Genomic DNA, 20,915 nt, shown 5'->3' with positions numbered 1-20,915 from the left:
ACCCATGAGTCGTAAACAGCAATTGCTCAAGCGCCACCGGCGCAACAAACGCATCGGCCTGTTGATCGCTCTGGTGCTGTTGATTGTCGTCGGCGTGCTGGTGGCCTGGTGGCTGCCGCTGGTGCTGGCGGTGCTGGGCTGGATCGCTCACGAAGCATGGTTCGCCGACCATTTGTTTTATTCGCCCAAGGACGATTACGCGTACAGCTTCCCGCCTTACACCCCGCAACCCAAGATTCACCTGGACGGTGAGCGTTTGCGCCTGGATGACGGCGTGATGCTGGTGGACGACGCTACGCTGGTATTGGCCCTGCGGATCAAAAGCACCTGGTTGGGACGCTTTATCGACCCGTCTGTCGAATTGTCGGGTGGCGATAATCCCGATCGGCAAACCTTCGAGCGCGGTGCCAACGGGCTGCGCTATCTCAACCTCAGTGGACAGGCGCAAGTGCTGTCGCGGGGCGAGTTGCGTTTGCGCGGACGTTTTTGCCGAGTGCTGGGCGAACCCGTGCTCTGGGCGTTCGAACAACCGGATTACCGCCGTCAGCGGGTGATGGTGATTGCACCTCACGCTGACGACGCCGAACTGGCGGCCTATGGCTTGTACAGTCAGGCCGACGAAGCCTGGATCGTTACCCTCACCGCCGGCGAAATCGAAGCAGAACATTATCAGCAGATCGGCCTGAACAAGGTCGAAGCGGCGCGCCTCAAGGGGCGGCTGCGGGCCTGGGACAGCATCGCCGTACCGCGCTGGGCCGGGGTGCCCGACGCCCATTGCGTGCAGTTGGGCTATTTCTGCCTGCAACTGGCGGCAATGCAAGAAGCACCGTCCCGGCCAGTGGGTTCGCGGGACGCGGAGATGGACGACACCCGCTTGTTCCGCCAGTTGAACCCCTTTGCACTGCCGGGCGACGCCAATGGCGCACCCACCTGGAATAACCTGTTGGCCGACCTGCGCGAATTGCTGCTGCGGGCCCGTCCCGAAGTCATCGTGTTGCCGCACCCCACGCTCGATCCGCACCCGGACCACATTTGCGCTCAGCAAGCGGTCTTGGAAGCGCTGCGAGGCCTGGAGTGGCAGCCGACCACATTGCTCGGTTATGCCAACCATTTGCATGACAATGATCGCTGGCCCATGGGGGATGCCGGCCATGGCATCGCACTGCCGCCCGCCTTCGACTCGTCGGTACCGATGCAGCCTTACTGCCTTCCGGTTCCTCCGGAACTTCAGCGTGATAAAGCCATGGCGCTGAGAATGATGCACGACCTCCAGCCGCGCATGCCATTCAAGCGGCGACTGCGGCGGTTGATACAGTGGCTCTTGGCCAGTAGAGTTCCGCCGCTCTATGGAGAGAATGAATTCTTTCGCAAGGCGGTCAGACGCCAGGAATTGTTCTGGCTTCTGACGCATGGCGAAACACCTGTGAAGCAGAACTGAAGTACAACCCTGCCTAGCATGGCGGCGTTCCCAGCATTGACAGAGAGTTTTCCGTGATTAATCCATGCCCGCGTATTTTGTTTCTGATGCCTTATTTCGGCCGCTGGCCCTTCTGGATGCCGTTTTTTCTGGAGAGCTGTCGTCGTAATCCCGACATCGACTGGTTGTTCTTCACCGACTGTGGGGTTCCCGAGAATCTGCCACCCAACGTGACCGTCGAAAGCATGACGTTCAGCGAATACTGTGGGCTGGTGTCCCGGCGGCTGGGTATCGACTTTGCGCCGACCGAAGCTTACAAGCTGTGCGACATCCGGCCCGCGTTTGGACTGATTCATGCCGACCGCCTGGAGGGCTATGATTTCTGGGCATTCGGCGATATTGACCTGGTGTACGGCGACCTGCGCAGTTACTTCACTGCGGAGCGACTCGCCTCATACGATTTGTACTCCACTCACGAGCGGCGCGTGGCAGGGCATCTTTGCCTGATCAGGAACACTGCCCGCAAGCGTGAATTGTTCAGGCAGATCAAGGACTGGGAAGCGCGGTTCACGGACCAGAAGCATCACGCGATCGACGAAGGTGCATTCAGTCGAATCTTTCTCTGGCGCAAGAATTTCCCCGAGCCCTTGTTCAAACTGGTGGGCAAGTTCAACCCGTGGCGTCGACGCAGCGAATTCACCGAGGCATTCAGTACGCCGGGTGGCTGCATCAAGTGGCATGACGGGACCGAGAACTTCCCGCACCAATGGTATTGGCGCGACGGCCATCTGACCAATGATCGCGATGGCGATCGCCGGTTTCCGTATTTCCATTTCGTTTGCTGGAAGCGCAACGAGTGGCCACGGTTGCCTCAACCCGATCCGGCGGAGGTCAGGCGCCTCGCCGCTGAACCCGCCTGGGTCATCGATGCGACTGGTTTTCACCGGGGAGAGTTATGAGTCAACGGTCAAAGGTTCTGCAATTGCAGCCTGACTACAATGTCAAAGCCCATGACTTTGCCGACTTGGCGGAGCAGATCGTCAAGGCTTTGCCGGGTGATCGCTATGAGGTGACCGCAGCGTTTCTGCGCGGCAAGCCCGGGCCGGGCGAGGCCGTGAGCCGTGCCGCGCGTTCCGTGTATTTCGAGTTTTCCGACAAATCGCTCAAGGGCATGCGCCTGCGTGCCATGTGGCGGCTGTATCAGTTTTGCCGCAAAGAAAAATTCGATGTAGTGATCTGCAACCGCTTCAAGCCGGTCAACATGATGCTGACGCTCAACCGCTGGTTGAAAGTGCCACTGTGCATCGGTATCTCCCACGGCTTTGGTGAGTACGACCGGTTCTACCGACGTCGCCAGACCCAGCGCCTGATCGATAGTCACTGGCGTTTTGTCGGTGTATCGCCGGCGGTCAAACAGTACCTGCTGGACTGTGATTGCGGTTTCACCGATCAAAACACCTATGCCATTACCAATGCGATCGACATCGAACAGGCCGAAGGCTTGCAGCACAGCCGCGAACGCGCCCGTGAACTGCTCGGCATTGATCCGTCGGTGCGGTTGATTGGCGCTTTGGGCCGGTTGGTGCCGGTCAAGGGGCACACCTACCTGTTGCAGGCGTTTGCGGCTCTCAAGGACAAGTACCCGAACACCCAGTTGGCGATCATTGGTGCCGGCCGCGAAGAGTCGCGCCTGGCCGCCGAGATCGAGCGTCTGGGCCTGAGCGGGCGAGCGCACCTGCTGGGCTTCAAGGAAAACGCCTTGCAGTATGTTCGCGCCTTTGACATCTGGACCATGCCATCGTTGGCCGAAGGTCTCGGGCTGGCATTGCTCGAGGGCATGAGCGGTCATCTCCCGGTGATCGCCTCCAGCGTGCCGGCGATGCTGCCGCTGATCCAAGGCGCGGGCGGTCTGGCGATTACGCCAAAGGATGTGCCGAGCCTGGTTGCGGCACTGGATGCTTACCTCGCTCTACCGGATGACGCGCTCAAGGCCAAGGGCGAACAGGCCTACCGTTATCTCCAGGAACAACACGACATCGAGGTGTTCCGTCAGGAATACCTGAACCTGATCGACTCCGGCTTGAGCAAGGCCCGCAAGGAACAGTCATGAACGACGCACAACCCATCGTCACGGTCATCATCGCGTCGTATAACCACGGTCGTTACATTGAGGAGAGCATTCTCAGCGTCCTCAACCAGACCTATTCGAACATTGAGTTGCTGGTGGTCGATGATGGCTCCAGCGATGACAGTGTCGAGCGGATCAACGTCTTGCAGGCGCAACACGGTTTTGATTTTCGTGTTCAGCAGAATCAGGGGCTGACCAATACCCTCAACGGAGCCATTGCGCGCGCCAAGGGCAGTCTGATCGTGCCATTCGGTTCCGATGACATCATGCTGCCCGAGCGCATCGCCACGCAGGTGGCGTACATGGATGGCAAGCCCGAGGTCGGCATCTGCGCCGGCAACATCGAGCTTATCGACGCTGACGGCAATCTGTACCCGGAGTCGCGTCAGCGCCGCGATGTGCCGTTCCGCCGTCTGGATTTCGATGACATGTTCCTGGAGCGCAAGCCCTATCCGCCGGCGCCGACGCTGATGATTCGCCGCGAAGCGCTGGACAAGGTCGGTGGGTTCGATCCGAGCATTCGTCTGGAAGATTTGCTGATCGAGCTGAAGGTGACCCATGCCGGTTACTTCATTGATGGCTTGAACGTGCTGATGGCGCGCTATCGCAAACACGCCACCAATTCCTACAAGAATCACCGCTTCATGATCGACAACATTCTGCGTTCCTATGCCCTGTTCAGCGATCACCCGCTTTACGAGCACGTGCGCTACAAGTTTCTCAGTTCGATGTTCCTGAAGACCGCCAATCGAGACCGCAAATTGGCGCGGGAGCTACTGGCGCAGATTCCGTTCAGGGCGTGGAACAAGAAGACCTGGCGTGGTCTGGGGCGTTTGTTATTGCCGTTGGAGAAAGATTGAGCCATGGGCTGGATTCAACGCTATCGGGAAAAACGCGCGAAACGAGCGATCAGAAAGCTGCCGAAATTTGAGCGGGGCATGGCGCGTTTCAAACTGCAGTATCCGGACTACGCCTTTGGTCGTGGCAGTTATGGCGTGCCACAGGTCCATGACTGGAAGGAAGGCTCGACGCTGAGCATTGGTGCGTATTGCTCGATCGCTGAAGGCGTGCAGATTTTTCTCGGTGGCCACCATCGTGCCGATTGGGTCACCACGTTCCCGTTTCCGGTAATGGTTGCACAGGCCGCACATATCAGCGGCTACAGCGGCACCCACGGCGATGTGAGCATCGGCAACGATGTGTGGCTGTGTTCAAACAGCACGATACTTTCAGGTGTGACGGTGGGGGATGGCGCAATCGTTGCCGCGGGCGCGCTGGTGACTCGCGATGTCGAGCCCTACGCAGTAGTCGGTGGCAATCCGGCGCGTTTCCTGCGTTGGCGTTTCCCTGAGGAACAGCGTTTGCTGCTCCTTCAAAGTGCCTGGTGGAACTGGCCGGAAGCCGAGTTGCACAGTCTGGCTGACAAACTCTGCAGCGATGATATCGAAGGCTTCCTTGCCTATGCTCGTCAGCGGCCGCCCGTCTGATCGTTCAAGGTTGACGAATTTCGGTCATACATGAGCCCGCTCGGGCTGGCTGGCCGCCAGTGCTTGCCTGTGCAGGTTATCCACCGCGGATTTCGATGCCGTCACGGCGTAGCCCTGAAGCAGTGCCTGGAAATGATCTTCGAACAACCAGCGATGATCGACGGTGTAGCGCTGCATATGGCGCAGGTTGCGCTGACGCAGGGACAGGCTCAGTGACGAAGGGTAAATGCGCAGGTCCGCCACGTCGATCAGGCCGAACTCGCCGTCCTCCAGTACCAGCACGTTGCCCAGATGCAGAGATCGGAAATACACGCCTTGCTCATGCAGCTGCGCCATGAACTTGCCGAAGCGTTCCACCAACGCCTGGCGCACGTCCGGTGCCGTGATCGCTTGCAGGACCTGACGCAGCGTATTGCCCGGCAGAGGCGTGTAGTGCACGGCGCTGCTGCCGTCCTTGAAGCGGTATAGATCCAGAATCTGCGGCGTCGGGATGCCCATGCGGCGCAGTCGCTCGCTGTTGTTTGCAAAGCGTTCGGAATACGGATCGAAGCTGCCCGAGGTGTACCAGCGGCGACGGCGGAACAGCTTGAGGAAGCTGCCATCGACCAGACGCAGGACCTTGGGGCCCAGACCATCTTCCTCGATCACCTGGGCGTTGGCCGTCAGTTTTTGCAGGGTTGCCTGCGCCAGTTGTTTGATCGGCATGGCCAGCAGGCGACCAGCACGCTGGTTGATACTCAACGCGGCGATCAGTGCCAGCGGAATCCACAGCAGGAACCAGTGTTCCTTGGGGCGCGAAATGATCCCGCCGCCTTCGGTCAGACCTGCACCGATACCGAACACCAGCCAGGTCGAGGCGATGATGAACAGCGGTTGCACTCGATGGCGCCAGCTGCTCAGCAGGCCCCAGGCCTGGAAGAACAGCCACGGGATAAAGCCGAAAATACCGACATAGTAGAGAACGCCCAGGGCGAAACTGTGGGGTTCTGCCAATGTGAAACCGACGCTGGAGTCGACGGACAGGGTGGCGTCGTAGCCATGGCCTATCCACGGGTGTTCGGCGATTTTTTGCAGGACTATCTGCCAGATTTCGAAACGATAGGAATCGCCTCGTCCAAAAATCATGTTCGAGAAAAGCACAACTACCGACGCCCCGCCGACGAGCATGATGCCCAGCAACACGACGGACCGGCGGTTCCAGCAGATGAAGCCCAGCCACAACGCGGCCAGTGTCAGGGCAACCAGCGGTGTCCGGGAGCCGGTGGCGATCACCGCGATGAACATGACCGCCGTTGCCGGGATACTCAACCAGAGTATCTGCGGGCGTTTGCAGGTCATGCTCAGGCTCATCCAATAGGCGCAGAAAAAGCCGAACAAGTGCGAGCTCAACAACGGATTGTCGAACGCGCCGCCACCCACCAGGCGCAGGCCCGGCTCATAGATGTGGGCAAACATGTACAGGTTATAAATCGACGCGATCAGCCCGACTATCGCGGCGCTGAACAGCAGGGGCTGGACGATATCGCTGCGGTAGCGCACCAGCAGGTAGCACCCGGCGAACAGCATCAGCGTGTGTAGCGGTGGCTTGAACTTGCCGGAAAATCCTGCATCGCCCGGGCCCCAGCACAGACTCAACAGCGCCCATCCGGCGAACAGCAGCATCGCAATGAAAATCGGCTCGCGCAGCAACTCTTTGAGCTCTCGGGGTCGCAGGCAAAGCGCTATCAGCGCTGGAATGCTGAACAAGCCATAGTAGAGCTTATGAAACAGACTGCGGTCCGGCAGGAAGAACAGCGAGCACAGAAGCAAAAGATAGCCAAGTGGAAGCATCCACAGGCAAATGAAGTCGAAGACTCGATTGGACGTACTGTTGAAACTGCTGAGTTGCATGCTGAGAAATTCAATCCTGAAGTTGATCGGCCATTCCGATGGTGGCCATATGATACTGTTTGAGTCGTCTAACAATAACAGCCTTTAAGCGATTGCCAGAACCCTGAGGAAGCTGTGCTAAAGTCAGCGTCCTTTTTATCGACATTCGCGTGATATGACCGACTCCAGTCTCTCCGCAAGCCCCTCGAGCTTGAAAATCTACTTCCGTCTGCTCGGTTATGTCCGGCCGTACATCAGCCTGTTCCTGATCAGCATCGTCGGTTTTCTGATTTTCGCTTCGACGCAGCCAATGCTCGGCTACATCCTCAAGTATTTCGTCGATGGCCTGTCCAATCCCGAAGCGGTGCTGTTTCCCACCGTCCCCTATCTGCGCGACCTGCAACTGTTGCAAGCCGTGCCGTTGCTGATCATTCTGATCGCCGCCTGGCAGGGGTTGGGATCTTATCTGGGCAACTACTTTCTTGCCAAGGTTTCTCTCGGGCTGGTCCACGACCTGCGGGTCCAGTTGTTCAATAACCTGCTGGTTCTGCCCAACCGGTATTTCGACAAGCATAACTCCGGTCACCTGATTTCCCGTATCACCTTTAACGTGACGATGGTCACCGGGGCGGCCACGGATGCGATCAAGGTCGTAATCCGTGAAGGCATGACGGTGATCTTCCTGTTTGCCTCGCTGCTGTTCATGAACTGGCGCCTGACCCTGGTCATGGTCGCGATCCTGCCGCTGATCGCGTTGATGGTCCGTACCGCGAGCAAGAAATTCCGCAAGCAGAGCAAGAAGATCCAGGCGGCCATGGGCGACGTGACGCACGTGGCGTCGGAAACCATCCAGGGTTATCGCGTGGTGCGCAGCTTCGGCGGCGAAGTCTACGAAGAGAAGCGCTTCTTCAATGCCAGCCAGGGCAACACCGACAAGCAATTGCGCATGACCCGTACCGGCGCTATCTACACGCCGCTGCTGCAACTGGTTATCTACACCGCCATGGCCGTGCTGATGTTCCTGGTCCTTTTCCTGCGCGGCGATGCGTCCGCCGGTGACATGGTGGCCTACATCACCCTGGCAGGCCTGCTGCCCAAGCCGATCCGTCAATTGTCCGAAGTCAGCTCAACCATTCAAAAAGGCGTGGCCGGTGCCGAAAGTATCTTCGAGCAACTGGATGTTGAACCGGAAGTCGATACTGGCACCGTCGAGCGCGATGCCGTGACCGGGCGCCTGGATGTGCGGCATCTGAGCTTCACCTACCCTGGCACCGAGCGTCAGGTGCTCGACGACATCAGTTTCTCGGTCGAGCCCGGGCAAATGGTGGCGCTGGTAGGGCGTTCGGGCAGTGGCAAGTCGACCCTGGCCAACCTGATTCCGCGTTTCTATCACCACGACAAGGGCGAGATCCTGATTGATGGCGTCGAGGTGGAACAGTACAAACTGCTGAACCTGCGCAAACACATCGCCCAGGTCACCCAGCACGTGACGTTGTTCAGCGATACCGTGGCCAACAACATTGCGTACGGCGATCTGGCTGGCGCGCCCCGTGAAGACATCGAAAAAGCGGCGAAAGACGCTTATGCGATGGACTTCATCGCACAACTGCCAGAAGGCCTGGACACTCAGGTCGGCGAGAACGGCGTATTGCTGTCCGGTGGCCAGCGTCAGCGTCTGGCGATTGCCCGGGCCCTGTTGAAGAACGCGCCTTTGCTGATTCTCGACGAAGCCACCTCGGCCCTCGACACCGAATCGGAACGGCATATTCAGGCGGCTCTGGATCAGGTGATGAAAGGCCGGACGACCCTGGTGATTGCTCACCGTCTGTCGACCATCGAGAAGGCCGACCTGATTCTGGTCATGGATCAGGGGCGGATCGTCGAACGCGGCACGCATGCCGAGCTTCTGGCGCAAAACGGCTATTACGCCCGTCTGAATGCCATGGGCCTCGATGCCCCGGCTGAAGATATCGCCTGATTCCTGTCGACGTTCATTTGCCGTGAACGACTGAAAAAAGTCGCAGTCTGAAGTTTTCGAACTTGCACAGGCTGCGATTTTTTTGCTTTTGGCACCCTCCTTCATGCCATGCGCAAGCCCCGCGCAATCCCTGTGCTAATATCCCGCCCTTGTTCATTTTGTATGTGGGTTGCTCCATGAAGTTGTCCATGCCGCGATTCGATCAAGCCCCTGTATTGGTGGTCGGCGATGTCATGCTCGACCGCTACTGGCATGGTGGTACCTCACGGATTTCCCCTGAGGCGCCGGTACCGGTGGTCAAGGTCGAGCAAATCGAGGACCGCCCGGGCGGTGCCGCTAACGTTGCCCTGAACATTGCCGCGCTCGGCGCGCCGGCCTCGCTGGTCGGTGTGACCGGCGACGACGAGGCTGCCGACAGCCTGGCCAATAGCCTCAAGGGGGCGGGTGTGCGCGCACTGTTCCAGCGTATTGCGCACCAGCCGACCATCGTCAAGTTGCGGGTCATGAGTCGTCATCAGCAGTTGCTGCGTATCGACTTCGAAGAACCCTTTGCCACCGACGCCCTGGCGCTGGGCGAGCAAGTTGACGAGTTGCTTGAAGGCATCAAGGTGCTGGTGCTGTCCGACTACGGCAAAGGCGCGCTGAAAAATCATCAGGTGCTGATCCAGGCTGCCCGTGCCCGTGGTATTCCGGTGCTGGCCGATCCCAAGGGCAAGGATTTCTCGATCTACCGGGGGGCGAGTCTGATTACCCCGAACCTCAGCGAATTCGAAACGATCGTCGGCGGTTGCGCCGATGAGCACGAACTGGTGAGCAAGGGCGCGCAACTGATGCACGACCTGGACCTCGGCGCTTTGCTGGTGACACGTGGCGAGCATGGCATGACCTTGTTGCGCCCGGACCATCCTGCATTGCACTTGCCCGCCCGCGCGCGGGAAGTGTTCGACGTGACCGGTGCCGGCGACACGGTGATTTCCACCCTGGCGGCTGCGATCGCTGCTGGCGAAGAATTGCCCCACGCGGTGGCGTTGGCCAACCTGGCGGCCGGCATCGTGGTCGGCAAGCTCGGCACGGCGGCCATCAGCGCTCCGGAGCTGCGGCGTGCCATTCAGCGTGAGGAAGGTTCCGAGCGCGGTGTGCTGGGTCTGGAGCAGTTGCTGCTGGCGGTTGACGATGCGCGTGCGCACAAAGAAAAGATCGTCTTCACTAACGGTTGTTTCGACATCCTGCATGCCGGTCATGTGACCTACCTCGAGCAGGCGCGGGCCCAAGGGGATCGTTTGATCGTCGCGGTCAACGACGATGCATCGGTAAGCCGTCTGAAAGGGCCGGGACGTCCGATCAACAGTGTAGACCGTCGCATGGCCGTGCTGGCGGGGCTGGGTGCGGTGGATTGGGTGATCAGCTTCCCCGAAGGCACTCCTGAAAACCTGCTGCGCGAAGTCAAGCCGGACGTGCTGGTAAAGGGGGGCGATTACGGAATCGATCAAGTGGTGGGTGCAGACATCGTGACGGCTTACGGCGGCACCGTGAAGGTGCTGGGGTTGGTTGAAAACAGCTCGACAACAGCGATTGTCGAGAAGATTCGCGGCCATTGATGAGATTAATGAGGCCCGTTTCATACTGCGTATGAACGGGTTTTATCGTGAGCTTATAACCGTTTACGAGGATGTTGACGGGTATGACCCAATGCACTTGCTTGCTTTGTCTCGTGGTAAATGATTTATGAAAGTCATGCTCCTGGTGATGGACGAGCAGCGCGTGATTCTGGATCGTCTGTATGAAATCGTGCAGCGGAGCTGCGACGAGTGTGTCGTTTATCGCCTGAGCAAAAAGCAGCAAATCAAGTTAGGTCCGTTTCTCGCCTCCGTCAATTACCAGAACTTTGACCGGGTCGTGATCTTCTCCAGGGTCAAGCGCCTCGTCCCTCAACTAAGGGTCCTGAAATGTATTCCCGGCCTGGTTTTTCTTGAGCATGATGCTTATCAGAATTACATGCCCGAGAGTAAATACCTGCGGGTTTACTCGCGTCTATACAGTCGTCTGCCAAGTTCTCGCGTACTGGTTTCCGGGGCTGTCGTTGCGCGTCGGATGCAGGCTGAAAACATTGATGCAGTGTTCGTTTCGAAGGGATATGACGAACAAATGCTGCATAACACCGGCGGTGTTCGGGACATCACGGTAGCCTTTCTGGGCAGTTTGAAAAGTACTGAATACGCGCAGCGCAGGACGCTTCTGGAATCCCTTTCCCGGCGTACCGGCCTTTTGGTGGGCCGCACCCGGTCGGGCGCCGAATATCTGGAAATGCTCAATCGCATCAAGATTTTTGTGAGTGCCGATATCGGCATGAATGAATTCATGATCAAGAACTTTGAAGCGATGGCCTGCGGCTGTGTATTGCTGGCCTGGAGTCAGGGTGAGGAAGACCAATTGCTGGGCTTCCGGGATATGCACAATACGGTTTTCTATCGCTCCGAAGATGAGGCCGTGGAAAAACTCCAGTTGTTGCAGAGTGACCCGTTGCTGACGGCTCGTATCGCCAGTAACGGGCAGGCATTCGCCGAGAGCCAGTATTCCTTTGCTCGTGTGGGTCGCGCACTCGCAGCCGAGATTCAGCGTGAAATGCGTCCCTGGCAACCACCTTCAGCGTTCACTCGCCTGTGGGTAAAGGTGCGTTACGGTATGCAGGTTCGCGAGTAGCCATGGAAAATCACCCGCCTCAAGCCGAGGAGCTGATGGCGCTGGATGCGCTGCCCGGTGGTCATCAGTCTGTTCCCGGCGGGCTACCGCAGGCGCTGAAGGAATGCCTGCGCAGGGCTGCCCGGGTTCTGCTGGTTGCCAACAATCCAGCCATTACCCGGGACGATTTCCAGGCGCTGAATATCGGCACCGATGATGTCGTCGTCAGCTTCAACAACTGTGTCCTGGCGACGCTGCTTTGCCCGCAAAGCGTTAATCTCTTCGTGCATGGGTTCAATGCACCGGACGCCTACTTTTTTGGTCTTCCCTACGGGCCTGAAGTGCAGCGGCTTTTCGCGCAGACTGACGCGCGGTGTTTCACGATGTTAGTGGGATGCACCGGGGCCATGTGCCCCTTGCCGGAGGTGGCGCTTTTTTGGGAGCGTATCCCGTTGCCGGCATTGTGGAACTACCCGGTGGATCGCCCGGGCGGTAAACGTTATGTCGGACCTACCACCGGCTTCAATGCGCTGGTGTTGTTCGACTGGATTCGCGGACAAGCGGGATATGACTACCAACTCATGACGTTGGGTTTTTCCAACGAGGCGGGTAAACGCTGGGGCGGACATGCCTGGGATTATGAGCGGGACTGGTTGCAAAAATCAGACGTCATCGTGATACCTCTGCGGCGTCGCCGTTGGTGGCAGAAGTTGTTTCGACGCGGATGACTTGTCGCCGGTTGCCAGCGGGGCGCCGCAAGATGAGCCCGATAACTTTTCAAGGGGTGCTGTCGAGTGTTGAATATTGCGGTGGCTTTCTTTGGTATCCCGAGAAATTCGCAAATCTGCTTTCCTTCCATTCAAGAAAACGTCCTTGCGCTGCTTCCTTCCGACAGCAACGTAAAGTGCTTTTATCATCTGTATAAAATCGACGAAGTCCAGAACTCGCGCTCGGGTGAACAAGGTGAGCTGAAGGCTGACAACTACGCGCCCTTCGAAACCATGACCGGGCAACTGACCTCGGCCGAGGGTGTGTTGGAGCGCTGGAACTTTGAACAAGTGAAAGCGCTGGGCGATACCTGGGCTGATGATTACGCCTCACTCAGAAACCTGATCTATCAACTCAATTCGCTGCATACGGTCACGACCATGATGGAGTCTTTCAATCCCGATTTCGTCGTCTACGTGCGGCCGGACAATTTCTTTCACTCACCGCTTCCCGCTTATGTGTTCAAGCATGCCGAAGCCCGGCGGCTCAATACCTACATTCCCGACTGGCAGTGGTGGGGCGGGCTGAATGATCGTTTTGCCATTTGTGGTCGTGACACATACGTCGCGTACGGCAAAAGGATCGAGCGCATTTTTGATTTCAGTAAAGTGACGGGGAGGAAGTTGCACTCCGAGCGGCTGCTCAAATTTGCACTGCAACAGGCAGGGGCAAAGATCTGCACCATGGACACCAAGGCTTCGCGTGTTCGTATCACCGGCGCCTTTGCCGAAGAATCGTTCTCCCCAAAACGCGGCATGGGCAAGCGCGAGAATCGCTACTTCCATCTTTTTGCGCAGTTACGCACCTTTATGGACAAGCAACGAGCAGGCTAGATCGAACCTGACTTACTTGCGCAAACTTCCCCGAACCAACCGCACCAGCCGCAGGGCCTTGACGCTCAGTTTCTTCAGGGCCCGTCGCGGGGCCTTTGGTACTTCCAGCCCTTGTTGTGCAACCCAGTCCTTCCAGCGAATACGTTCCTCGCGGACTGTCCAGCCGTCCTGGAGAGCAAAACTCTCCGCCAGATAAAGTCCACGGGTACTGGCGGGTATAAGTTTGTCGCGCTTGAGCGTGTACAACTCGGGAAGCGGTACGCCCTCTTTCAGAGGCATCAAGTACAGATCCGGGCGTTTGCGATCAAGCCGGGCCACCAGCTGGTCGCCTTCCAGTCGTTCGTCGACATGAAACAGGCTCAGGGACTTGGCTTCCCTGGGCACGTCTAGACGCAAGTCATAGATCAATTGCAGCGACGCTGTCGGCAGGTGCACGTAAGCCTGCGGACGCTCGATCAACTGCATGTTGGCGCAACGCACCGGCCGCGCCGCGCCGGAAAACGGGGTGAGGCGAAACGGCAAGGCCTCGCGATAGTGCAGCGCAGACGAGTAGGGTGCTGGCAGCCATGTGTCGTTGAAACGTCCACCGAGCCAGCCTTCCGGCGTTTCCAGCAGGCACTCTTCGGCTATCTCCTGAATCGCCGTGTGCAGCGGCAGGTTCAGCTCGTGGGCCGGCACGTAACCGGAGATCAGTTTGAGCACCACGTCACCACGGTCCTGTCGGCGCTGGCGTACCAGCACCCAGTAGTCGCGATTCTGCCAATGCAGGGTCAGGCGCACCGAGACCCCGAGGTTGGCCAGTTCCAGCGCGAATCGCTCGTTGTCAGCCACAGTCACCGGGCGGCGACGTTGCAGGGTCTGGGAAAAATTGAGCGGCATCCCGACGCTCTGATAGCTCAAGCCTTCGGGAGTCGCTTCGACGAATAACGGCAGGGTCTTGAAGTTGCTCGGGTTCTTTCTAATGAGCGTACGCGGCATGTCGGCTCCTGCTTAAGGCCGCGTGGGGCGGCATCAGTTGCTACGTAGGACCTGGGCAACGGTCGCGACGTTGTGGGCGAGGTGCAGCGGATTGATGGTCCCGACAATAGCACTGGCCACACCCGGGTGTTCAAACAACAACTCGAAGCTGGCGCGCACCGGGTCCACGCCCGGGCTCAGGCAGACATGCCCGCTGGCCAGGGCTTTTTTGACCAGGATGGCTTTGCCGTGTGCAGCAGCATAGTCAATGACCGGCTTCTCGTTCTGCTCGTTCAGATTGTAGGTGACCATCGCGCAATCACCTTGCTCCAGAGCCTTCAAACCGCCTTCGACCGTTTTACCGGAGAAACCATAGCCGCGAATCTTGCCTTCGGCCTTGAGCGCGGCGAGGGTCGCGTAGACTTCGCTGTCGTTAAGGATCGCCAGGTCGTTGCCGTCGGAATGCACCAGCACCAGATCGATATAATCCGTTTCCAGACGTTGCAGGCTGCGTTCCACCGAGAGGCGAGTATGCGCGGCGCTGAAATCATGGCGGGACTGACCGTTGGCAAACTCTTCGCCGACCTTGCTGACGATCACCCAATCCTGACGCTGCCCTCGCAACAACGGGCCGAGGCGTTCTTCGCTGTGGCCATAGGCCGGGGCGGTGTCAATCAGGTTGATACCCAGGTCGCGGGCGAGTTTGAGCAGCATGCGCGCTTCGTCATCGCCGGGAATCTGAAAGCCGTTGGGGTATTTCACGCCTTGGTCGCGGCCGAGTTTGACCGTGCCCAGACCCAGAGGCGAAACCATCAGGCCGGTGCTGCCCAATGGGCGATGCAGTTCGTGCAGGGTCGGTTGGCTCATGGCAGCAGTTGCTCCCAGGCCGGGACGCCCATGGGTGGTTTCGGCAATTCGGGCAGCGGCGCCGGATGGCCCGGCTGGATGCCGTCACGTTGCAAGGCGTTGATCACTCGGTCGGCGAAGTCCGGTGCCAGGGCCAGTTTGGTTGGCCAGCCGACCAGCAGCCGGCCTTCTTCGGCGAGGAATGCGTTGTCCGGACGGGTCAGGCCCGATTGCAGCGGCTCGGCGCGGTCCACGCGCAAGGTCGCCCATTGCACGGTGCTCAGGTCGATCCATGGCAGCAACTGGCCGAGCTCTTTCTGCGCGGTAGCAATTTGCTCGGCAGGTTCGCGGGCAACACCTTCGGCTTCGGCAATGTCGCCGCCCAAGTACCAGACCCATTGGCCATCCGCGGCCGGATGGGTCGTGACGGTGATGCGCGGTTTGGTGCCGCCGCCGAGGCAGTGGGCGTACAGCGGTTTGAGGCTTGGGCCTTTGGCGATGATCATGTGCAACGGTCGGCGCTGCATGGCGGGGTGGCTGAGGCCCAGCGCTTCGAGCAACGCCGCCGTGCCGGCGCCGGCGCTCAAGACGATGCGCTGGGCGCGGATCTCGCGCCCGTCGACCTTCAGGCCCACCAGAACGCCACCTTCCAGGAACGGTTCGATGTTCTGACCGGCGAGCAAGCCATCACCCGCCAGATCGGCCAGGCGTTGGATCAGGCTCGGTACGTCGATCACGAGTTCCGCCAGGCGATAGACCTTGCCCTTGAAGCGCTTGTCCTGCAGGGCCGGCGGCAGTTGATCGCCCTTGACCTGGTCGACGCGGCCACGCACGGCTTTGCTGGCGAAGAAACTGGTGAGGTTGCCGGCGATCGTGCCGGGAGACCAGAGGTAGTGGGCTTCGGACAACAGACGCACGCCGGACAGGTCCAGCTCGCCGTCGCCGGCCAAGGCTTCACGCCAGCGACGCGGCATGTCGGCGATGGCTTCCGAAGCGCCGGTCAGGGCGCCATGCAGCGCGTACTTGGCGCCGCCATGGATGATGCCCTGGGACTTGACGCTCTGCCCGCCGCCAAGGCTGGCGCTTTCCACCAGCACGGTCGAAAAACCCTGGCGGCGCAGTCGCGCATTCAGCCAGAGGCCGGCGACACCAGCGCCGACAATCAGAACGTCGGTGGAAATAACGGATGGCATGCGGCGACCTCAGTGATCAAGACGAGGGCGCAGTATACAGACTCGATGCGCAGGGGATTTGCCGGATAAATACGGGCGCAAGCAAATCTGTGGCGAGGGAGCTTGCTCTCGCTGGGTCGCGAAGCGGCCCCAAAACCTGGCGCCGCGGTAACTTAGATAAACCGTATCAGGCATTTGCGACTGCTTCGCAGCCGAGCGGGAGCAAGCTCCCTCGCCACAGGGGTTTTGTATGTTCAGTTAGTGCCCGGCGGTTTTGGAGAACAGCTGGATGACTACAACGCCCAGCACAATCAACGCCATCCCCAGCATCGCCGGCACATCGAGTTTCTGCCCGTAGATAAACAGCGCCGCCACGCTGACCATTACGATCCCCATGCCAGCCCACACCGCGTAAGCCACACCCACCGGTACGCTGCGCACCACCAGCGTCAGCATCCAGAAGGCGATGCCGTAGCCGACGATCACCAGAATCAGCGGCAGCGGCGTGCTGAAGCCTTTGACGGCTTTCATCGAAACAGTCGCGATCACTTCGGCGCAGATGGCAATGGCCAGGTAGTAGTAAGCGGTCATGGGTGCGTCCTCGTGTGAAGTGTTGCTTTCTGAGGTCGGCATTCTAGTGATTCTCCAGATGCGGTAAAGTCATTACCTATCTGTCCTGAAGATGGGTTTGCCCATGAACACGCAATGGAATCTGGAACAGCTGCGCTTGTTTGTCAGCGTAGCGGAGCAGCGCTCGTTTTCCGCCGTGGCGCGGGATCAGCGCAAGGCGCAGTCGGCGGTCAGCAGCTCGATTGCGTTGCTGGAAGAAGACTTGGGCATGAGCCTGTTCGACCGCAGCAGCGGTCGTCAGCCAAAACTCACCGAGGCTGGCAGTGCCTTGCTGGAGGAGGCCCGGGAAGTTCTGCGCCAGTGCGAGCGCCTTAACGGCCGGGCGCTGGCGATGATGCGCGGGCAGGAGGCGCGTATCCGGTTGGCGCAGGATGAGGCCATGCCTTTTCAACCGGTCATCGACAGTCTTGATGCACTGGCCGAGCAGTTCCCCAGCCTGGAAGTGCAATTGTCCAACGGCACCCAAGGCGATGTGGCGCGAAAACTGTTGGAGCGCCGTGCCGACCTCGGACTGTTGTTCTACCACGAGCAGATTCCCGAAGCGCTGGAGCGGCGGGTGCTGGGCAGCATCGAAATGGTCACGGTCTGCGGGGTTGGTCATCCGCTGGCGGTGTTGAAGGAGGTCAACTGCCAGCAACTGGCCCAACATCGACAATTGCTGATGGCTGCCCAATCCAGCGTTTACCCCGGCAGCGAGCCCGCCAGCCCTCAGGTCTGGCGGGCCGACAGCTTTTACGTCATTGCTGAATTGCTGATGCGCGGCCTCGGCTGGGCGTGGTTGCCGCGCAACGTCGTTCAGTATTCGGGGTATCACCGGCAGATCGTCGAACTGGTCAGCGAATGGACACCGCCGGCGCTGGTGGTGGAACTGGTCTGGCGCCGTGACGAACCGCTCGGCCCGGCAGCCCGTTGGCTGGCGGAACGTTTTGCCGTGCACTTGCAGGCGATCGGCGAAAAAACCGATAAACTCCGCCGCCATGAATAGAACTCTCTACACCGCGCTGTTTTACCTGGGGCTGCCACTGGTAGCGATTCGGCTGTGGCTGCGCTCGCGCAAGGCGCCGGCGTATGCCAAACGCATCGGCGAGCGTTTCTCCCTCGGGCTGCCGGCGATGAAGCCGGGCGGCATCTGGGTGCACGCGGTGTCCGTAGGCGAAAGCATTGCGGCGGCGCCGATGATTCGCGCGTTGTTGCAGCGCTATCCGGCGCTGCCGATCACCGTGACCTGCATGACGCCGACCGGGTCCGAACGCATCCACGCATTGTTCGCCAACGAGCCGCGCATCCAGCACTGTTATTTGCCTTACGACCTACCGTGCGCCGCGGCGCGATTTCTTGATCGGGTCCAGCCAACGCTGGCGGTGATCATGGAAACCGAACTCTGGCCCAACCACATCCACCAGTGCGCCAAACGCGGGATCCCCGTGGCATTGGCCAACGCGCGACTGTCCGAGCGTTCGGCCAAAGGCTATGGCCGTTTCGGCAAGCTGACCCAGCCGATGCTCGCCGAGATGAGCCTGTTCGCGGTGCAGACCGAAGCCGAGGCCCAGCGCTTCCGTGATCTTGGTGCGCGTCCGGACACCGTCGAGGTGACCGGTTCGATCAAGTTCGACCTGACCATCGACCCGGCCCTGCTCCAGCGTGCCACCGAGTTGCGCGGGCAATGGCAGGCTCAGGAGCGTCCGGTGTGGATCGCCGCCAGTACTCACGACGGTGAAGATGAAGTGGTGCTGGCGGCGCATCGCCAGTTGCTTGCCGGTCATCCCGATGCGTTGCTGATTCTGGTGCCTCGTCATCCGGAGCGATTCAATTCGGTGTTCGACCTGTGCAAGCAACAGGGCTTCGCCACGGTCCGTCGTTCCACCGGCGAACCGGTGACCGCAGGGACTTCGGTGTTGCTCGGCGACACTATGGGCGAGCTGCTGTTTCTGTACGCCCTGGCCGACAGCGCTTTTGTCGGCGGCAGTCTGGTGCCGAACGGTGGCCATAACTTGCTGGAGCCCGCCGCCCTGGCGAAACCGGTGCTGAGTGGGCCGCACCTGTTCAACTTCCTCGAAATCGCCGCGCAGTTGCGCAGCGCCGGAGCGTTGCAGGAAGTGGAGGATGCCGAAGGTCTGGCGCTGGCGGTGCAGCGACTGTTCGAGTTGCCGCGCGATGCGCAGCGAATGGCGGAGGCCGGGTTGAAAGTGATGCGCACCAATCAGGGCGCGTTGCAGCGGTTGCTGGATGGGTTGGGGCGGTTGATCGATCGTTAGACTGCGTCGCCTGAAATAAAAGACCGCAGCCTGCGGCAACTCCTGCTTTGGAATGCATTTCCCTGTAGGAGCTGCCGAAGGCTGCGATCTTTTGCTTTTAAGGGCGGGCTTTAAGTTGCTCCGCCGCAGCCTTCGCCAGATCCGGCGGCAGGAAATCCTTGTCCGGATTGTAGTCAGCCTTGAGATAGCGCTTCAAATCCTGCAAATCCCCCGGATTCAACGTACCCGCAGCTTGCTTCAAGCGCAGGTTGTCGAGGATGTAGTCGTAGCGGGTGTTGTTGTAATTGCGCACCGAGGTGTACAGCTGACGTTGGGCATCCAGCACATCGACGATGTTTCGCGTGCCTACCTGATAACCGATTTCGGTCGCTTCCACCGCGCTCTGGTTGGAGATTATCGACTGCTTGCGCGCCTGCACTTGCTCCACATCGGTGTTCACCGCGCGGTGCAGGTTGCGGGTGTTTTCCACCACTTGCCGACGCAGGCCTTCACGCTGTTGTTCAGTCTGATCCAGGCGCGAGTAAGACTCGCGAACCTGTGAACTGGTGAGACCACCGCTATAGATCGGAATGTTCAATTGCAGCGCCAGCGTGCGTTGCTCGACGGGGCCACCATACGGCTGGCCGAAGCCGTTCGGGTTGCTGAAACCCAAGGCGTCGTTATCACCTTTTTCGTACTTCGCTACCGCGTCCACGGTCGGTGCGTGGCCAGCCTTGCGCTGCTTCAGGGTTTCTTCTGCGGCGCTGACCGCGTAGTTGCTGGCCAGCAGATTCAGGTTCTGTTTGGCGGCGGTGTCGACCCAGGCCTTGGCGTCGTTCGGCGCCGGTGGCAGGATCGGCAAGGTGTGGACGATGCCCTGAATCGAGTTGTACTGACGGTTGGTCAGGGTGATCAACGCTTCGAACGCATCATCCACCTGACGCTGGGCAACGATCCGGTTGGCCCGTGCCGTGTCGTAACTGGCCTGCGATTGCAGCACGTCGGTCTTGTCCGACAGGCCGACATCGAAGCGTTCATTGGATTGATCGAGTTGGCGTTTGAACGCCGCTTCCTCAGCCTTGGTCGAGGCCAGATTGTCCTGGCTGCGCAGCACGTTGAAGTAGTTTTCAGCGGTTTGCAGAATCAGGTTTTGCTCGGTTGCCGAAAGTTGCAGCGCGGCCTGCTCATTGACGTCCTTGGCGGCCTGATACTGGAACCAGCGATCAGCGCGAAACAGCGGCTGAGCCAACGTTGCCTGCCAGGAATTGGCGCTGCGGTTGGCGACGGCCGCCGGTTGATCGATGTCGGTGTGCACGTTGGCCAACTGGGCGCCACCCGAGATATTCGGCAGCAGGCCGGCGCGGGCCTGGGGCACGACTTCTTTCTGGGCGCCGTACTGGGCGCGGGCAGCGGCCAGGTCGGCATTGTTGTCCACCGCTTCCTGATAGACGCTGACCAGATCAGAGTTTGTCGATAAGGGCGCTTCTGCTGCCCAGGCCATTCCATTGGACGCACAAGACACGGCAACGGCCAGTGAGAGTTTGCGCAGCATGAGGCGATCCCTAGAAATTGATATGACGCTGATAATTTAGGCGCCAAGGTACGGCGCGGCCCGTACAGCGTCAAGGCGCGGTACGGCGTAGCGAGTGTAGTTGCGCATACGTACGGCAACAATCCTGTAATTACGCCATTCATCATGGTGTTTACCGCGGTGTTGGCGTTCTTTGCCACTTGTGTCTAGACTGGCCGGGTTCTTGTCGGGGTGCCTTGATATGAGGCTGAGATCGAATAATTTCGGATCCCGTTGAACCTGATCAGGTTAGCGCCTGCGTAGGGAACAAGATTTCTCGTCACCCGGCGAGTCCTCTTGTGCTTCGTCCGGGATGTTGTTCGACAATCGAACACCCCTCGAGCACT

18 protein-coding genes and 1 riboswitch are annotated in these 20,915 nt (G+C 59.5%); of the genes, 12 read left to right on the top strand and 6 right to left on the bottom strand.

Features of this window, described 5'->3' with window-relative positions; genetic code table 11:
* The first annotated feature begins 4 nt into the window (after positions 1 to 4).
* The 5 genes from ACYZTL_RS13145 to ACYZTL_RS13125 are packed head-to-tail and all read left to right on the top strand — an operon-like array spanning position 5 to position 5,032.
* Complete coding sequence (locus ACYZTL_RS13145) at positions 5 to 1,438, top strand: PIG-L deacetylase family protein (RefSeq protein ID WP_461952145.1); 1,434 nt, start codon at positions 5 to 7, stop codon at positions 1,436 to 1,438.
* Between the two features lie 53 nt (positions 1,439 to 1,491).
* Positions 1,492 to 2,376: a DUF6625 family protein gene (locus ACYZTL_RS13140; RefSeq protein ID WP_461952144.1), complete on the top strand. Its 885-nt coding sequence runs from the start codon at positions 1,492 to 1,494 to the stop codon at positions 2,374 to 2,376.
* Positions 2,373 to 3,527: a glycosyltransferase gene (locus ACYZTL_RS13135; RefSeq protein ID WP_461952143.1), complete on the top strand. Its 1,155-nt coding sequence runs from the start codon at positions 2,373 to 2,375 to the stop codon at positions 3,525 to 3,527. Before ACYZTL_RS13140 ends, ACYZTL_RS13135 begins: the two co-directional genes overlap by 4 nt.
* Positions 3,524 to 4,405 (top strand): glycosyltransferase, encoded by an 882-nt coding sequence (locus ACYZTL_RS13130; protein WP_461952142.1) that lies wholly within the window; start codon positions 3,524 to 3,526, stop codon positions 4,403 to 4,405. The genes ACYZTL_RS13135 and ACYZTL_RS13130 overlap by 4 nt, the downstream gene beginning before the upstream one ends.
* 3 nt (positions 4,406 to 4,408) lie before the next feature.
* A complete protein-coding gene (locus ACYZTL_RS13125; protein ID WP_461952141.1) occupies positions 4,409 to 5,032 on the top strand; it encodes a CatB-related O-acetyltransferase in 624 nt (207 codons plus the stop codon).
* Positions 5,033 to 5,056: 24 nt separating this feature from the next.
* Here ACYZTL_RS13125 and ACYZTL_RS13120 read toward each other — a convergent pair whose 3' ends face one another.
* The gene (locus tag ACYZTL_RS13120) at positions 5,057 to 6,922 is read right to left on the bottom strand and encodes an O-antigen ligase family protein (protein ID WP_461952140.1); all 1,866 of its coding nucleotides are present in this window, start codon (positions 6,920 to 6,922) and stop codon (positions 5,057 to 5,059) included.
* Positions 6,923 to 7,076: 154 nt separating this feature from the next.
* Between ACYZTL_RS13120 and msbA the strand changes: the two genes are divergently transcribed.
* The 5 genes from msbA (at position 7,077) to ACYZTL_RS13095 (ending at position 13,159) form a co-directional block, all read left to right on the top strand.
* Entirely contained in the window at positions 7,077 to 8,879 is a 1,803-nt protein-coding gene (gene msbA / locus ACYZTL_RS13115) for a lipid A export permease/ATP-binding protein MsbA (protein WP_461952139.1), read from the top strand.
* 176 nt (positions 8,880 to 9,055) lie between these two features.
* A complete protein-coding gene (gene hldE / locus ACYZTL_RS13110) occupies positions 9,056 to 10,477 on the top strand; it encodes a bifunctional D-glycero-beta-D-manno-heptose-7-phosphate kinase/D-glycero-beta-D-manno-heptose 1-phosphate adenylyltransferase HldE (protein WP_461952138.1) in 1,422 nt (473 codons plus the stop codon).
* A 127-nt stretch (positions 10,478 to 10,604) separates the two neighbouring features.
* A complete protein-coding gene (locus ACYZTL_RS13105; RefSeq protein ID WP_461952137.1) occupies positions 10,605 to 11,579 on the top strand; it encodes a glycosyltransferase in 975 nt (324 codons plus the stop codon).
* Between the two features lie 2 nt (positions 11,580 to 11,581).
* On the top strand, positions 11,582 to 12,286 hold the full coding sequence (locus ACYZTL_RS13100; RefSeq protein WP_461952136.1) for a hypothetical protein: 705 nt from the start codon (positions 11,582 to 11,584) through the stop codon (positions 12,284 to 12,286).
* A 66-nt stretch (positions 12,287 to 12,352) separates the two neighbouring features.
* A complete protein-coding gene (locus ACYZTL_RS13095) occupies positions 12,353 to 13,159 on the top strand; it encodes a hypothetical protein (protein WP_461952135.1) in 807 nt (268 codons plus the stop codon).
* 12 nt (positions 13,160 to 13,171) lie between these two features.
* Here ACYZTL_RS13095 and ACYZTL_RS13090 read toward each other — a convergent pair whose 3' ends face one another.
* From ACYZTL_RS13090 to ACYZTL_RS13075, 4 genes are all read right to left on the bottom strand, one after another.
* Positions 13,172 to 14,137 (bottom strand): metal ABC transporter ATPase, encoded by a 966-nt coding sequence (locus ACYZTL_RS13090; protein WP_461952134.1) that lies wholly within the window; start codon positions 14,135 to 14,137, stop codon positions 13,172 to 13,174.
* Between the two features lie 33 nt (positions 14,138 to 14,170).
* On the bottom strand, positions 14,171 to 14,983 hold the full coding sequence (locus ACYZTL_RS13085; RefSeq protein ID WP_461952133.1) for an aldo/keto reductase: 813 nt from the start codon (positions 14,981 to 14,983) through the stop codon (positions 14,171 to 14,173).
* On the bottom strand, positions 14,980 to 16,155 hold the full coding sequence (locus ACYZTL_RS13080) for an NAD(P)/FAD-dependent oxidoreductase (protein WP_461952132.1): 1,176 nt from the start codon (positions 16,153 to 16,155) through the stop codon (positions 14,980 to 14,982). The genes ACYZTL_RS13085 and ACYZTL_RS13080 overlap by 4 nt, the downstream gene beginning before the upstream one ends.
* Positions 16,156 to 16,392: 237 nt before the next feature.
* A complete protein-coding gene (locus ACYZTL_RS13075) occupies positions 16,393 to 16,725 on the bottom strand; it encodes a DMT family transporter (RefSeq protein WP_008027887.1) in 333 nt (110 codons plus the stop codon).
* A 103-nt stretch (positions 16,726 to 16,828) separates the two neighbouring features.
* Between ACYZTL_RS13075 and ACYZTL_RS13070 the strand changes: the two genes are divergently transcribed.
* Together ACYZTL_RS13070 and waaA are read left to right on the top strand one after the other, a co-directional pair.
* A complete protein-coding gene (locus ACYZTL_RS13070; protein WP_461952131.1) occupies positions 16,829 to 17,749 on the top strand; it encodes a LysR family transcriptional regulator in 921 nt (306 codons plus the stop codon).
* The gene (gene waaA, locus ACYZTL_RS13065; protein WP_461952130.1) at positions 17,742 to 19,019 is read left to right on the top strand and encodes a lipid IV(A) 3-deoxy-D-manno-octulosonic acid transferase; all 1,278 of its coding nucleotides are present in this window, start codon (positions 17,742 to 17,744) and stop codon (positions 19,017 to 19,019) included. The genes ACYZTL_RS13070 and waaA overlap by 8 nt, the downstream gene beginning before the upstream one ends.
* A 97-nt stretch (positions 19,020 to 19,116) precedes the next feature.
* On the opposite strand, the gene ACYZTL_RS13060 is transcribed toward waaA, so the two are convergent.
* The gene (locus tag ACYZTL_RS13060) at positions 19,117 to 20,550 is read right to left on the bottom strand and encodes a TolC family outer membrane protein (protein WP_461952129.1); all 1,434 of its coding nucleotides are present in this window, start codon (positions 20,548 to 20,550) and stop codon (positions 19,117 to 19,119) included.
* Between the two features lie 196 nt (positions 20,551 to 20,746).
* Positions 20,747 to 20,852, top strand: a riboswitch (TPP riboswitch).
* Positions 20,853 to 20,915: the final 63 nt, after the last annotated feature.

Source organism: Pseudomonas sp. LB3P81 (assembly GCF_054897965.1).
This window is presented reverse-complemented; position numbering and strand designations above follow the sequence as displayed.